Genomic DNA, 12,986 nt, shown 5'->3' with positions numbered 1-12,986 from the left:
CGCGCGATGGTAGCAATCGTCAGCGCTCCTCCAGGGCGGCCATCAGGGCGTCCCCCACACCCTTCAGGAAGCTGGCCGGCACACTGTAGCCACAGGTGACCATCCTGAGCCTGCCCTCGTAGGTGGTGACTCCCGTCAGATATTCGCCATCGGTCTGGCTGACCACCACCGGACCCCACACCGCCGTCGGGCGCAAAGGGCTTGCGCCATCCAGGTTTTGCACTCCGAGGTTGGTGACCATGATCTCCCACGGGCTGATTCGGCTGAAAAGCTGCTCGGCGTCGGCGGTTTCGGCATCGACGGTGATCATCTGTTCGAGGGCTACTGAGGCCGTGCGGATTCCGCGCGGCGATCGAGCGACCTCGAGGTGTGCGGTCATGGCTCGCGCCTGCTCCCAGAACGGGGTGCCGTCCCACGGCGTGTGGCCCGTCGCGGTCGGCACGATGCACATAACGCAGCCCCCGACGATTCCGAGAATCGGCCGCATGTTGATGGGACTCAGGACGCGGATGAATCCTTCGCCGCGGTCCGTGGCCCGCACCCGGCACATCGCCACCACCAGCGCGGCGTGCACCGTGGTCGATTCCGCACGGCAACGCGCCACCAGCCTCGCGGTGTCCTCGTGGGTCATGGCCAAGGCGCGCACGTTGGTCAGGGCGCCGTCGAAGGGACGGATGGTGCTGGGCGTGCTCATCCTCGGGTCGTCCGGCGCGGTGGCGGCCAGCGGCTCGACCGATTCGAGGGCCTCCGCGACGACGTGTTCTTGCGGTTGGGGCACAGGCAAACTCGTCAACGCCTCGCCGTTGAGCGCGGCGATCACGTCGTGCAGCACCACGGTGGAACTGATTCCGTCGGCGATCGTGTGGTCGAAGGTGAGCAGCAGCGCGCTACGCGAAGGGTTTTGCAGCAACAACGCCCGCATCAGCGGCGCCCGCGAACGGTCGAACGGTCGGCCGAGCTCCTCGGCCGCCGCCCCCTGCCAGGCCATCTCCGGACCCCGACGGACGGTCAGCTCGATGGGCGAGACATCCGCCGCGCGATAGAAACCCAGGCGCGTGCCTTCCCGGTCCTCGACGTGTACCGACAAATGGGGATGCCGTCGCTGGACGGCCGCCAGTGCGACCCGCAACTGCTTTTCGGCGAGCACCTCGCCGAATTCCGCCACGATCGAGAAATGCGCCGGATTGCGCTCGCTGTAGCGATAGAAAAGCCGCTCCGCCGCCCCAAGGGGACGAACGAGGGTGGTTGCCCGGTCGTGCTGCGGGTTATTGACGATCACTGAACCTCCATACGCCGGTTAAAGCACTGCGACACAACGCAGACGGTCTCCCGGCCGACTCGGTTCACCGATTGGGGCGAGTTCATCCGACGTTCAGCTGCCGCAACGGTCGATGCGCGCGCGATGCCGCGCACCCACCGGCAAGCAGGCCATACTAAAAGGTATGTTAGGGTCGCGGGCATGTCCGTGGTCGAAAGCCGCCCGCTGTATGGCGTCACCGACGAATTCGTGGCCCGACTGGCCGATCGCGCCGAGGAGGCCGAGCGGTCGCGGCGCCTGCCCGCGGCGACGATCACCGATTTCCGGCAAACCGACCTGTTTCGGTTACTGTTACCCGCCCGGTTCGGCGGCCTGCAGGCCCCGTTTCCCGAACTGCTGCAACCGATTCGGCGGATGGCGCACGGCTGCGCGTCGAGCGCCTGGACGTTGGGGTTCTACGCGCTGCACAACTGGATGCTCTCGCTGTTCGATCCGCGCGTTCAGGACGAAGTCTTCACCTCCGGCCCCGTGCTGGCGCCGGCTCCCCTGGCCCCCACGGGCCGGGGGGTACCGGCCGATGGCGGCGTCCGCCTGACCGGCAGGTGGTCCTGGGCGACGGGCGCGATGGATGCCGAGTGGATGATCGTCGGCGCGCTCATCGAACGTCAGGACCGCATCGATCCGGTGCTCGTCGTGGTGCCCGCCGAGCAGGTCGAGGTCCTCGACACCTGGCAGACGGCCGGCATGCGCGGCACCGGTTCGCACGATCTCGTCGTCACCGACGTGTTCGTCCCGGAGCACCGGATGGTCGCCGTGGCCGACATCTACGGCGGGACGGCGCCGGGCTCGCGGGAGCACGGCGCCGCGACCTACCGGTGGCCGATGGTTCCGGCGCTGGCGCTGACGGCGTCGATGCCGGTGCTCGGGACCGCGGAGCGAGTGACCGACCTTTTCGCCGAACGGCTCGGCGAGCGGGTGCTGGCCTACAGCGGGGTGGCGCAAAAAGATCAGCCCGCCGCGCAGATCCGGCTGGGCGAAGCACGCGTGCGGCTGAGCGCGCTGCGGGCGTTGGTGGCACAGACCGCCGACGACATCGAGGCGATCGTCGTCAGCGGCGGACGGGTGAGCCGATCGGTGCGGGCCGACGCGCGGCTGGCGGCCGCGCACACCGTGCACGAAAGCCGGGCGATCATTGCCGATCTCGTGGAGGCCGCGGGTGCCAGCGCCCACTTCTTGTCGAGCCCGCTGCAGCGCGCCAAGCGCGACGTGGACATCGCCGCGGGACACGTCGTGTTCGACTACGACACGAGTCGAGAGTTGGCCGGGGCGTTGGCAATTGGCGCGAAGATTTCACCGATCGCCATGATCTGATGGGACGTCGGCAGTCCCTGACTCGCCCAGCATCACGGCCAGGAATCGTTCGCGTTGAGCCACCGATTGGGCCTGCTCGGCCGAGCTCGTCAGGTGCAGCAAGCCGATCCCCGCGGCGAAGGTCAATTCGGCGCGCAGCCGGGCGTCCTCGTAGCTGAAACCGTAGTCGCAGTAGGCCTTTATCACGGTGCGCAGCAGCAGTCGGTCGGCGGCGCGGATGTTCTCGGCCGCGACGGGATCCAGGCGGGCCCATTCCCGCATCGCCCGCTCGAGCACCCAGTATTTGGGGCTGACCAACGTTTCCGTCAGGGCCGACAGGCGTTCCCGGGGAGGCAGCCCGTCGAGCTCGGACAGCGCCTGACGGTCGCGCTCCAGGAACTTGTTCCACGACTCGACCAGTGCGGCCCGATACGCTTCGATGTCCTCGAAGTGCCAGTAGAAGCTGCCGCGGGTGACCCCCGCCTGCTGGCAGAGGCGTTCGACCTTGAGGGCGCGCACCCCCTCGTGGGCAAGCACCGTGTAACCCACCTCGAGCCAGTCCTCGGCTGACAGGCGGGTCGACGGCTGCTTTCGCACCACCACACCATGGACATTACGGGAGGCGTTCCTGGTCGGAGGGAAGATTAGGCAATCTCGGTAATTACCGTTCGCCTCACTTCGTCGGCGGAACGGGAAGGCGGGCGGTCTCGTCGAGGTCCACGTCGAGCGCGTTGAGCATCAGCGCAAGGCCCGCATACCGGCCGATGACCATCAGCGCCTCGACGGTGGCCTCCGATCCGAGAGCCGTGTGCACTTGCTGGAAAAGCGGTTCGGCGACGCGGCGGGTGCTCACCAGTTCGGTGGTCAGCTCGAGCACCGCCCGCTCGGTGTCGTCGCATTGCCCAGTTCGCCAGCCGGAGTCGGAGGTGACAGCATCGATCGTGGCGCGGTCGACCCCGACGGTGTGGGCGACGTCCTTGTGTTGGCCGAGCTCGTAGGCGCAGTCCATCAGGTAGGCGGTGCGCAGCACGATCAATTCGCGAAGCCTTTTCGGCAGCACCGGGCTGGTCAACGCGGCGTCGCCGGCCACCATCCAGCCGGTGAACACCTGCTCGGCGTTGGCCAGCGCGCGGTACACGTTGAGATTGCCCCGCCGCGCCGTCAGATCGCGGGCGAGCTCGGTCATGTCTTCGGGCCGGCGATACGGGACCCGCGTCATGCCGGGGCGTCGATCTCGAGGTCGACGGCGTTGAGCACCAGCGCCAGGCCGTAGTAACAGCTGACGATCATCAGCATCTCGGTGAGCGCCTCGTCGCCGAGCAGGGCGTGGGCTTTGGCGAAAGACGCGTCGCTGAGCCGGCGGGTGGTGCACAGCTCGGTGACGGTGTCGATGACGATCCGTTCGTCGCCGGTGAAGCCGGCCGCGTCCAGGTCGCTTTTGCCGAGCAGGGCGTCGATCTGTCGGTCGGTGAGCCCCGCAGTGCGCCCGAAGATGACGTGCTGGGCCAGTTCGTAGGGCGAGTCCTGCAGGTGGCCCACCCGCAGGATGATCACTTCGCGCAGCCGCGGGGTGAAGGTGGGACTTTTGAACAGTTCGCCCGTCATCTGCGCCCAGCCGTCAAAGATGTTGGGCGCGTTGGCGATCAGTCGCAGCACATTGAGGGTGTCGGGGCGGGCGATCGGCTGCTTGATCCCCTCGGGTTGGCGGTCGGTGCTGACCAGGGGCATTCGCGTCATCGCCGAGGTCCTTTCGTGTGCACGTTGCGTGCTCGGTAGTTCTGGTGTCCCGCCGGTACCCGCAAATCTTCGATTGCGTTCGATTGCAAGTTATTTCGCTTCGGGTCGGCGACCGTCACTTGGTGACGATAGCCGAGTTGTAGTTAGGGGCCCACGCCTGTTCGAAGACGGAGATGGGAACCTGCTCGTCGCGGCCGGTACTGATGCCGCTGTCGTTGAGATGCACCACACCGGCCTTGCTGTCGATGCCGGTGACCACCACGAAGTGGTTTGCGGAGTTCCGCTTCCCGGGCCGGTTCCAGATTGTTTCGGCGTTGACGATGGCGATGACCTTGTGGTTTCCACCGAGCTTGCGCGCAATGGCGGCGGTATCGGTTTGAATGTTCTCGGATCTGATCCAGTAGTGCCACAGCAGGATCGGGAGGTCTGCGATATCGGTGGTGCCCGTCAGCTTCCAAATCGGCTTGTGACCCGTTGCGCTCGGCGTGTTTTCGGCCAATGCGATCATCTGCTGTTCGGTGGGCTCGCGTCCCGTGATCTGGCCGACCACATCGGCCACCGCCATTTCCCCACAGTCGGAACCGTGCTGTTGGCGCCAGTAGGGCGCGGCGGCGACGGGATCGCCATACATTCCCAACTCATGGTCGGCGTCGGGGACGGGAGCGCCCGGGTTGGCCTGCGCCCCGGCGGCAAATATCACCGGCGACGCTGCGACCGCGCACAACAAAACGACCCGACCGAGCGTTCGTGCGGCGCTGGCGACAATTGCCCGCGAGGTGCTCATCATGGGTGTCCGCTCCGGGGCCGCCGCGACGGCTTATAGATGTGACGAAAAGAGGTTCAGCTTGTGGCCCTGGACGGAGATTTAGCAGAAATTTGGCGGAATGCTGCGCCGACACGCCGAATCGGCTTCCGGTGCGGGAGCGCTGGCAAGTGGTCGACGCATGCTGAGGGTGTCGGGACGTGTCAGCAGCCGCCGGACCTGTTCCGGTTGCTGTCTGCTTTGGGCAGCGGAATTCGCGTCAGGCCGCGCGACTCCCCTTCTCGTCCAACAGGATTGCTCGACCGCAGTGAGCACCGCTGTTGGGAGGTATAGAGCGTCGCCGGAAACCGCTAGCACATGGGCTAGCGCATTCGGGGTTCACTCACATACCTGGCGCCTCCGGAACTCAGCTCACCTGGTCCAGCCGGAAGGGAAGCGAGATCACCAGGGCCTTGTTGATGCCGCACGCGCCGCTGTCGGCCGCCGTCTGGTCCACGCCGGCGAGCGTCTTCGATGTGGAATCGGTTGCCACCCAGCCCCGTTCGTCGACGCGATAGAACCGGTAGATCTGGTGGCCGGTTCGGGCGGCGCCATTGGAGCCACGGCTCCCATTGGGAATGTCGCGCTTGACGACGTATTCGCAGCTTGGCGTGGTTTCCTGGCCGGCCCGAACAGGAAGGACGCCGAACGGACGACCTCGACCACCTCCGGCGTGAACCCGTCGGGATAACGTGCGGCGGCAAGGTCGCTCAGCACGTCGTCGGGGGCTCCCGGCGCCGGTCTTCGATATGTAGAAGCTCAATTTCTCGTCGAGGAATTCCAGCGGATTGATCGCGGCCGGATCGTGGTCGAGGTTGCCCGCGGTGCGAATTCGCCAATGTCGCCCGGAATTCCTTGTGAGCGGCTTCGGGCACTCCGACCGGTTGGTGATGGTCGGCAGCGCGTAGGGCTTTGAGTACAAACACTCAAGTGATAAATTGGAATCAATCCGATGAATGCGTTGTCCGCTTCAGTTTGACATGACAGTTTTCACATTCGAATGCCGATGCGTTCACGGGAGCGTCTTGTATATTTCCGCAATTGAAGCACCTGACCTTCGTTGTCTTTTGCGCGGAAGACGCTTTCGGGGTATCGCTTTCGACTGTCCCGGCTGCTTGAAGGGCTGCCGAATCTCCCGGCGCACTAGAAATGACTTGTGAAATTGCCTCGGCGGCTCCGGCGCGAGAAGTTTGAATTATCCAATACAGGCCGCCGGGCGATGCGATGACAATCTGACCATAGAGCATGATGGGAAGAATCCGATTGTTTTTGAATCGACGATCGGGCCCGCCCTTAACGTTAACGTACTGCCAGGTGCTATCAACCTGAACGGCATCTCGGGGCACCGCGGAGTTTTCGATAAAGCGCTGCTCCTGGTGAAAAACACGTAATTCCCGATAATCAACGTCGCTGTAATGCTTGCCGTCGCGGACTAGCAGGCGATCTGGCAGCAGATACAATGCACACCGGCCAGCCGTAAGTGACGGTATGGCAACGTTAGTCGCAAGTTGCTTTATCTTGTCTGATGTACTTGCAGTCGAACTTATCCGGTTGACGAGCGAGCTGGCACCCGCATTTACCTTATATCCGTAAGTGCTTACAACATCTCCGGACTGAATGATCCGCCACACTCGTTGCGATTCAGTAAGCCAGCGCCATTGCGTTACCACTGATTCGAACCAAGAATGGGCATCGTCGTGCACGTCGTAGAACAGAACGACCGTGCGTCTTGCCTGATCGTTAAAGTAAAGCCACACACAGCCAACAGCACCCAACACCCATACGATCAACCCCCAAGGCATGATCAGAATGCCCAGCAAAAACACTACAATTGCCACAGGCCACCACCACACAAACCGAGCGGCGGCGTCGTTCAGCTGGTCGACAAGGTCGCCTCGACCAGTTGGCTCCAAGGACATGGCAGTAGCACCTGTCACATCTTCCATAACCACGCCGCTTGGCAGATAGGCCGGCTGTTGATGCTGAGGTGGCTGCCTAGGCCGCACTGGCGATCCCTTGCCGGACGCATTCAATGAAGCGCGATAGTAAATGCCGTTTCGGCCCATATGGATGTAGTTGCCGCGCGGTCCTGTACCAATACGAAAGCCTGGTACGCCAGCGCTTATCCCGATACCTGATTTGCTCAGGTTGAACCGAAACGGCCCAGCTTTGACGCTCTTGCGGACGTAGAACCCCACCGTGCTTATTCTCCTCAGCGACAGTTGGTTGGAGACGTTGCCCGAGCCGTCGACCGCAGCCTATGCAGGCATGGACTTAATCACATCGCTTTTGTGAAAATCCCTACGGAAGTGGCTCAACTGACAAGCAGGACGATCCACGGAGATATGGCAACCGATGTGGACGGTGTCCGCTCAAGATCAGGACCACGATTGCTGACCATGCGCGCCATCGCGGCGACGCTGGGCACCTCATCGGCTTGAGCGCCTACGGCCGCGGCGGTAACGCCTTCAACCACCCATCCGAAAGCAACTCCAACAGCTGCCCATCCGGATCCCGAATCATGGCCGCCCCCTGCGACACCGACGAATCGACGACCGCTCCACCGAACTCCGCCACCCGAGCCAAGACCCCCGGAAGATCCGACACCGAGAACGAGATGTGCGTCAGCCCGCTCTGGTCCATCACCCGCTCCGAGCCGGCGTGCACCCGGCGCTTCGAGTAGTCCATCAGCTCGAGCACAAACCCATCCCGCACCAGATAGGTCGCGTGTACGCCGAGCGGCTCGGGCAGCCCCACCAGCTGAGAAGTCGCCCCATCGGGCGGGTCGAGTTCCCACCAGAACTGGAACCCCAGCAGACCCTCGTAGAACCGGCGCGACCGCTCGCGGTCGGTGACGCATAACCCACGTGATTGAAAACCGTTCGATGACTACTCAACACAACCTCCGCAGCATGTCAGGCCCCTCGCGAACACGATCCCTACCGACCATCGACGACGCTTCACCACGCCAGTCAAACGCGTAATAATGCAAAGATAAGCCTATAAGCCGCCAACTAAGCAGACCGCTTCCGTGGGAGAGCTTGTCGATGGTCACACGCCCGAAGGTCCGCCGCGACGCCACCGTCGATTTCGACCATCATTCCGACGCCTTCAACCTCAACGAGCTGGCCGTCAATGCCGAACTGCGGCAACGATGTCCGGTGGCGTGGAACGAGAACTACGACGGATTCTGGTACCTCAGCAGCTACGACGCCGTCAGCCACAGCGCCCGCGACGGCGACACGTTCGCCCACAAATACGAACCCAACGCCCCCGACGGCGTCGACTATCAGGGCGAGATGGGCGTTCCGCGCCCCGACGGCCAGCCGGCACTGGGCATCGGCGAGGTTGACGGCCCCTACCACCAGGCCCTGCGCCACGCGCTGGCCCCGTTCTTCTCCCCCGGCGCCATCGAGAAACTCAAGCCCTTCATGGAGCAGTCCGCCCACTGGTTCCTGGACCAACAAATAACAAGAGGACAGATGGACCTGGTGCTCGACTACGCCAGCCCAGTCCCTGCCATCCTGACCATGAAGCTGATGGGCCTGCCCTACGACAATTGGCACCTGTACGCCAACCTCTTTCACTCCGTCATGGCCGTGCCCCAGGACAGCGACGAGTACGCCAGCGCGATCGCCAAGGTGCCCGCGATGATGGAAGAGGTTCTCGAGTTCGCGGCCCACCGACGCGCCGACGCCCGAGTAGACTTGACCAGCTTCCTGATTCAGTTCGAGTTCGGCGGCCGGCGCCTCACCGACGAACAGCTGCTCAACATCCTCTGGAACCTCATCGGCGGCGGCGTCGACACCACCACCTCACAGACCGCGCTCACGCTCCAACACCTGGGCACCCACCCCGACCTCCGGCAGCAACTCATCGACCGCCCCGAGCTCTACCGCACCGCCACCGACGAATTCCTGCGCTACTTCTCGGTCAACCAAACCCTCAGCCGCACAGTCACTCACGACGTCGTCCTCGGCGGCCAATGCCTCAGGAAGAACGACCGCGTCGTCATCAGTTGGCTCTCGGCCAACCACGACGAAAACGAATTCGAGCGGCCCGACGAGATCATCCTCGACCGCGCACCCAACCGCCACGTCGCCTTCGGGCTGGGCCCGCACCGCTGCATCGGCTCGCACCTGGCCCGGCTGATGTCAGCCGTGATGGTCAAGGCCGTCCTCGACCGCATCCCCGACTATCAGGTCGACGTCGACAACGTCCACCAATACCTCGGCAACCCGAGCATGACGGGGCTGGGCAAGCTCCCGGTCACCTTCACCCCCGGCGCCAGCCGGGACACGCCACGGCCTTGGTGATCGCTCAAAGCACCTGAGCCACAACCCCACTCACCAGTTCGTCGGGAGCTTGGTCGATGCCGACGGCCCGCAGATGGCCACCGATGGCGAGCGAGGCGACGCCGTGCACCAGTGACCAGAGCGGGCCGGCGATCTCGCGCGGATCCCGATCCCCGACGATCCCCGCCTCCTGGCATCGCGTGATCGCCTCGAGTAGGTCACCGAACGCCGCCAAGCCGGCCACCGCCACGCCCGGCTGCTCCGGCTTCAGTGACTCCGCCCCGAACATCACCTGATAGTGATCGGGATGGGCAACAGCCCACCGCACATAGACCCGGCCGAGCTCGACGACCCGCTCCCTAGGATCCGATACGCGATCGGCCGCCGCGGCGAGGGCGGCGTGCAGGTCGAGAAACCCCTGTTCGGCAACGGCGGCCAGCAGCTCCGCCTTGTCGGCGAAGTGCCGGTACGGCGCCGCGGCGCTGACCCCGGCACGGCGCGCCGCCTCGGTGAGGGTGAACCCTTTCGGCCCCTTCTCCGCCACCAGCGACAGCGCGGCGCTGGTCAGCGCCCGTTTGAGATCGCCGTGGTGATAGCTCTGCCGCCGCGGCGCGGCCGCCCGCTTGACTGCCATGTTGACGAGATTAACATCAGGGTATATGTTAAGGCCATTCACATCGGCGACCAAGGAGACGACATGACGAATCTGCTTGACACCACATCCACGCTCGCCGGCACCCGCGACCGGGAGAAGACGGCCGACCTGCTCGGCCAGGCGCTCGCCCAGGGCTACCTGCCGATCGACGAGTACGACCGACGGCTGCAGACGGTGTTCCAGACCCAGACCGCCGGCGAGCTCCGCGAACTGCTCACCGGCCTGCCCCTCGACCGCATCCGGCGTCACGATCCCCGCCGCCGCGCCGCCCGCCTCGCCGCGGCGCGCCGCGGAGTGCGCGCCCACCTCGCCGCGTACCTCGCCATGTGCGTTGTCGTGCTCACCGTTTGGGCAGCCGTCGCGCTGACGACGGACGCCACCTACTTCTGGCCGATCTGGCCCATCCTCGGCGCGGGAATCGGACTCGTCAGCCACGCGGTGTCGATACCGCGTGGCAAGCAAAGCCGTTGAGTACCAGCATTACCCGTCCGTGCCCCCACAGCTTTTCGTGGCGCTGCAGGCGCGACATGCTAGCGCCGGACCAATAAGCCAATGTCAAACGCGCTAGCACATGCGCTAGCGCGTTTGGGAGTCACCTTATGCACGGAAACCCGTTACCCATGTGGCCTATGGGACTTGTGCGGGGGCCTCGCGACAATTAGTCCGCCCGTAGCGATTACGTCGCCGTCGCGTACTGCAACACGGGTTCCGACGAATCGACGTGGCCGAAGCTGATGATCCGCAACCGGTAGGGGCGCACCTCGTAGACGACACCGTCGACCGGGTTGGTGACGTCGAATCCGTCCTCGACGCGCTCGGCGTTGGAGAGCTCGAGGTGGGCGCCGTCGCGGATCCGTTCGCCGCGGTAATAGTAAGTCCCGCTGAGGTTTTGACACACCACCGCCAGCGACTTCGCGGTGCGCAGCACGGCGGCCGGCGGATTGCCAGGGTCGCAGCGCGCCGTCTCGCCGACGAACCCTAACCCGTCGGCACCCTTGACTGGGCGCGACAATGTGGGCGTCAACGGTGGCGGCGGGGTCGTCGACGCGGGCGGGGGCGCCGCCTTCAACGCCTGGGACGGCGGCGACGCGTTGTGATGAGTCCCGCCAACCAGATTCATCGACAACACCAGGCCGGCGATCAATACCACCACCGCCACCGCGGTCACGAGCAGCGGCGTGCGGGCGATAGCCGGCCAGTGCCAGTTGCGCGCGGACGCGGGAGGCGGTGCGGGACGGTCGGCGGCCTCGTCGAGTTCCTGAAGGGAGACGGTCGGCAGCGGCCGCGTGCGAGGCGGGGGCCCGCTTCGGCCGGCGGCCACACCCACGGGCTGCTCGTAGGCCGCGAACACCGCGTCACTGGCGGCGCGCCCCAGGTCACCGGCGGAGGCGAATCGCGCCGCACCGTGTTTGGCCATGCCCCGGGTGATGATGTCGTCGTAGTCGCGGCCGACGCCGCGGCGCATGATGCTGGGCCGGGGCGCCGGCGACAGCATGTGCGCGCGCTTCAGTTCCCCCGCGTCCTCGCTCTCGAATGGCGGTTGACCGGTGAGGCATTCGTAGAGGACGCACGCCAATGAGTAGACGTCGGTCTGCGGCCCGACACGACCGGTGGTGAATCGCTCGGGCGCCATGTAGGTCCGCGACATCTTCTCGTCGCCGGCGGCCTGCGCGATGCCGAAGTCGGCGAGGTAGGTGAAGTGGTCGTGGGTCAGCAGGATGTTCTCGGGCTTGACGTCGAGGTGCACCAGCCCGGCGGCGTGCGCGGCGTCCAGGGCCCGGGCCACCTGTGCGGTGATCGACGCCGCGCGCGACGGCTCCAGACCGCCCTGCTCACGCAGCAGGTCCTTGAGGCTGCCGCCGTCGTCGACCAGGTGCATGTCGATGTAGGGCACGCCGTCGATCTCGCCGAAGTCGTGCAGCGGCAGGACGTGGGGCTCCTGTAGATGCGTCACCTTGCGGCACTCGCGCCAAAGGCGTTGCTGGAAACCAGGGTCCGCGGCCGTCTCGCCGCTTAACAGCTTGAGCGCGACCATCCGGTCCTTAACCGTGTCGTACGCCCGGTAGACCTCGCCCATCGCACCGGTGCCGATCAGTGAGCGCAGCTCGTACGGCCCGAACCGGGTACCGAGCCGCGAACTGCTGGACGAGGAGGTCAACGAACGATCCTTTCTGCTCAAGACAGTCCAACGCCGCGGGTTCCCGAATCCGGCGTCGACATAACGTGCGCAGCCTCACGCGTGTCGCTACTCCGAGACTCCGACGGTGGCCGCTATTGTCACCCGGCCAGTTCCCATCCGCATGACCAGACAGACCTCGGCCTGCACGGAAACTGCGCCCGCTCCACCCTAACGGCAGCAGCGGCTCCGACGCAGGCCGCATCGTGAGCCGCAAACGGATGACCCAGTGATCGGCTACGAGCCCACCGCGAATTCTTGCTCGACGTGGCACAGCTCAACGATGGAGTTATTCCTTATCTTCTAGCGACTCGGCTACTTGTTCTCCCTTGGGTGTCAGTTGGAGCCAGATTGCTAAATCCCACAGCGCGGGTTCGTCGTAGTGGCCGACAAATCGGTCGTAAACGCGGTCCATAGCGGCGTCGATCGAAAGGTCCCAAGGAACCACTCGTTCGTCGGAAGCGCCGAGTATGTCGCCGATCTTCATAAGGCCGTCGTCAAGCAGCGATCGTATTGTGCGCAGCACCACGTCCTGCTGGTCAGCAACAGTGTCGGCGAGGTGTTCGCGTCTCATTACCGACGTGACGTGTGCCATCGGGAGGCAATTTCCCACGGCATCAGACAACAGCCGGATACGTAGGCGATCCTGCGCGCTGCACTTGGCGTCACCGTATTCGGGATGCCGGTCATTGGGTCGAGTCATGGTTGCTCCA

The 12,986-nt window shown here is 64.8% G+C and carries 13 protein-coding genes and 1 pseudogene; 3 read left to right on the top strand and 11 right to left on the bottom strand.

Annotated features, from left to right (window positions below; all coding sequences use genetic code 11):
- Window positions 1-19: 19 nt before the first annotated feature.
- Window positions 20-1,279: a condensation domain-containing protein gene (locus AC5Y5B_RS12610; protein WP_500005486.1), complete on the bottom strand. Its 1,260-nt coding sequence runs from the start codon at window positions 1,277-1,279 to the stop codon at window positions 20-22.
- Window positions 1,280-1,459: 180 nt separating this feature from the next.
- On the opposite strand from AC5Y5B_RS12610, the gene AC5Y5B_RS12605 reads away from it, so the two are divergent.
- Window positions 1,460-2,629 carry an acyl-CoA dehydrogenase family protein gene (locus AC5Y5B_RS12605; RefSeq protein WP_500005485.1) on the top strand — a complete coding sequence of 390 codons (1,170 nt, stop codon included), beginning with the start codon at window positions 1,460-1,462 and terminating at the stop codon, window positions 2,627-2,629.
- On the opposite strand, the gene AC5Y5B_RS12600 is transcribed toward AC5Y5B_RS12605, so the two are convergent.
- The 7 genes and pseudogenes from AC5Y5B_RS12600 to AC5Y5B_RS12570 form a co-directional block, all read right to left on the bottom strand.
- Window positions 2,609-3,157: a TetR/AcrR family transcriptional regulator gene (locus AC5Y5B_RS12600; RefSeq protein ID WP_205869185.1), complete on the bottom strand. Its 549-nt coding sequence runs from the start codon at window positions 3,155-3,157 to the stop codon at window positions 2,609-2,611. The genes AC5Y5B_RS12605 and AC5Y5B_RS12600 overlap by 21 nt on opposite strands.
- A 124-nt stretch (window positions 3,158-3,281) precedes the next feature.
- Window positions 3,282-3,827 (bottom strand): carboxymuconolactone decarboxylase family protein, encoded by a 546-nt coding sequence (locus tag AC5Y5B_RS12595; protein WP_500005484.1) that lies wholly within the window; start codon window positions 3,825-3,827, stop codon window positions 3,282-3,284.
- Complete coding sequence (locus tag AC5Y5B_RS12590) at window positions 3,824-4,345, bottom strand: carboxymuconolactone decarboxylase family protein (RefSeq protein ID WP_500005483.1); 522 nt, start codon at window positions 4,343-4,345, stop codon at window positions 3,824-3,826. Before AC5Y5B_RS12590 ends, AC5Y5B_RS12595 begins: the two co-directional genes overlap by 4 nt.
- A 115-nt stretch (window positions 4,346-4,460) precedes the next feature.
- Window positions 4,461-4,976: a C39 family peptidase gene (locus tag AC5Y5B_RS12585; protein WP_500005525.1), complete on the bottom strand. Its 516-nt coding sequence runs from the start codon at window positions 4,974-4,976 to the stop codon at window positions 4,461-4,463.
- A 538-nt stretch (window positions 4,977-5,514) separates the two neighbouring features.
- Window positions 5,515-6,069 carry a hypothetical protein gene (locus AC5Y5B_RS12580; protein ID WP_500005482.1) on the bottom strand — a complete coding sequence of 185 codons (555 nt, stop codon included), beginning with the start codon at window positions 6,067-6,069 and terminating at the stop codon, window positions 5,515-5,517.
- Window positions 6,070-6,091: 22 nt separating this feature from the next.
- Window positions 6,092-7,345: a DUF4236 domain-containing protein gene (locus tag AC5Y5B_RS12575; protein WP_500005481.1), complete on the bottom strand. Its 1,254-nt coding sequence runs from the start codon at window positions 7,343-7,345 to the stop codon at window positions 6,092-6,094.
- A gap of 247 nt (window positions 7,346-7,592) precedes the next feature.
- Window positions 7,593-8,044: pseudogene (locus AC5Y5B_RS12570) on the bottom strand (VOC family protein).
- A gap of 150 nt (window positions 8,045-8,194) precedes the next feature.
- Here AC5Y5B_RS12570 and AC5Y5B_RS12565 point away from each other — a divergent pair.
- A complete protein-coding gene (locus AC5Y5B_RS12565; RefSeq protein ID WP_500005480.1) occupies window positions 8,195-9,463 on the top strand; it encodes a cytochrome P450 in 1,269 nt (422 codons plus the stop codon).
- Between the two features lie 4 nt (window positions 9,464-9,467).
- On the opposite strand, the gene AC5Y5B_RS12560 is transcribed toward AC5Y5B_RS12565, so the two are convergent.
- Complete coding sequence (locus AC5Y5B_RS12560; protein ID WP_500005479.1) at window positions 9,468-10,076, bottom strand: TetR/AcrR family transcriptional regulator; 609 nt, start codon at window positions 10,074-10,076, stop codon at window positions 9,468-9,470.
- Window positions 10,077-10,139: 63 nt separating this feature from the next.
- On the opposite strand from AC5Y5B_RS12560, the gene AC5Y5B_RS12555 reads away from it, so the two are divergent.
- On the top strand, window positions 10,140-10,568 hold the full coding sequence (locus AC5Y5B_RS12555) for a DUF1707 domain-containing protein (protein ID WP_500005478.1): 429 nt from the start codon (window positions 10,140-10,142) through the stop codon (window positions 10,566-10,568).
- Between the two features lie 205 nt (window positions 10,569-10,773).
- Here the strand turns inward: AC5Y5B_RS12555 and AC5Y5B_RS12550 are convergent, their stop codons facing one another.
- Together AC5Y5B_RS12550 and AC5Y5B_RS12545 are read right to left on the bottom strand one after the other, a co-directional pair.
- Window positions 10,774-12,255 (bottom strand): serine/threonine-protein kinase, encoded by a 1,482-nt coding sequence (locus tag AC5Y5B_RS12550; protein WP_500005477.1) that lies wholly within the window; start codon window positions 12,253-12,255, stop codon window positions 10,774-10,776.
- Window positions 12,256-12,562: 307 nt separating this feature from the next.
- The gene (locus AC5Y5B_RS12545; RefSeq protein WP_500005476.1) at window positions 12,563-12,976 is read right to left on the bottom strand and encodes a hypothetical protein; all 414 of its coding nucleotides are present in this window, start codon (window positions 12,974-12,976) and stop codon (window positions 12,563-12,565) included.
- Between the last annotated feature and the right edge of the window lie 10 nt (window positions 12,977-12,986).

Source organism: Mycobacterium sp. NGS33 (assembly GCF_059812885.1).
This window is presented reverse-complemented; position numbering and strand designations above follow the sequence as displayed.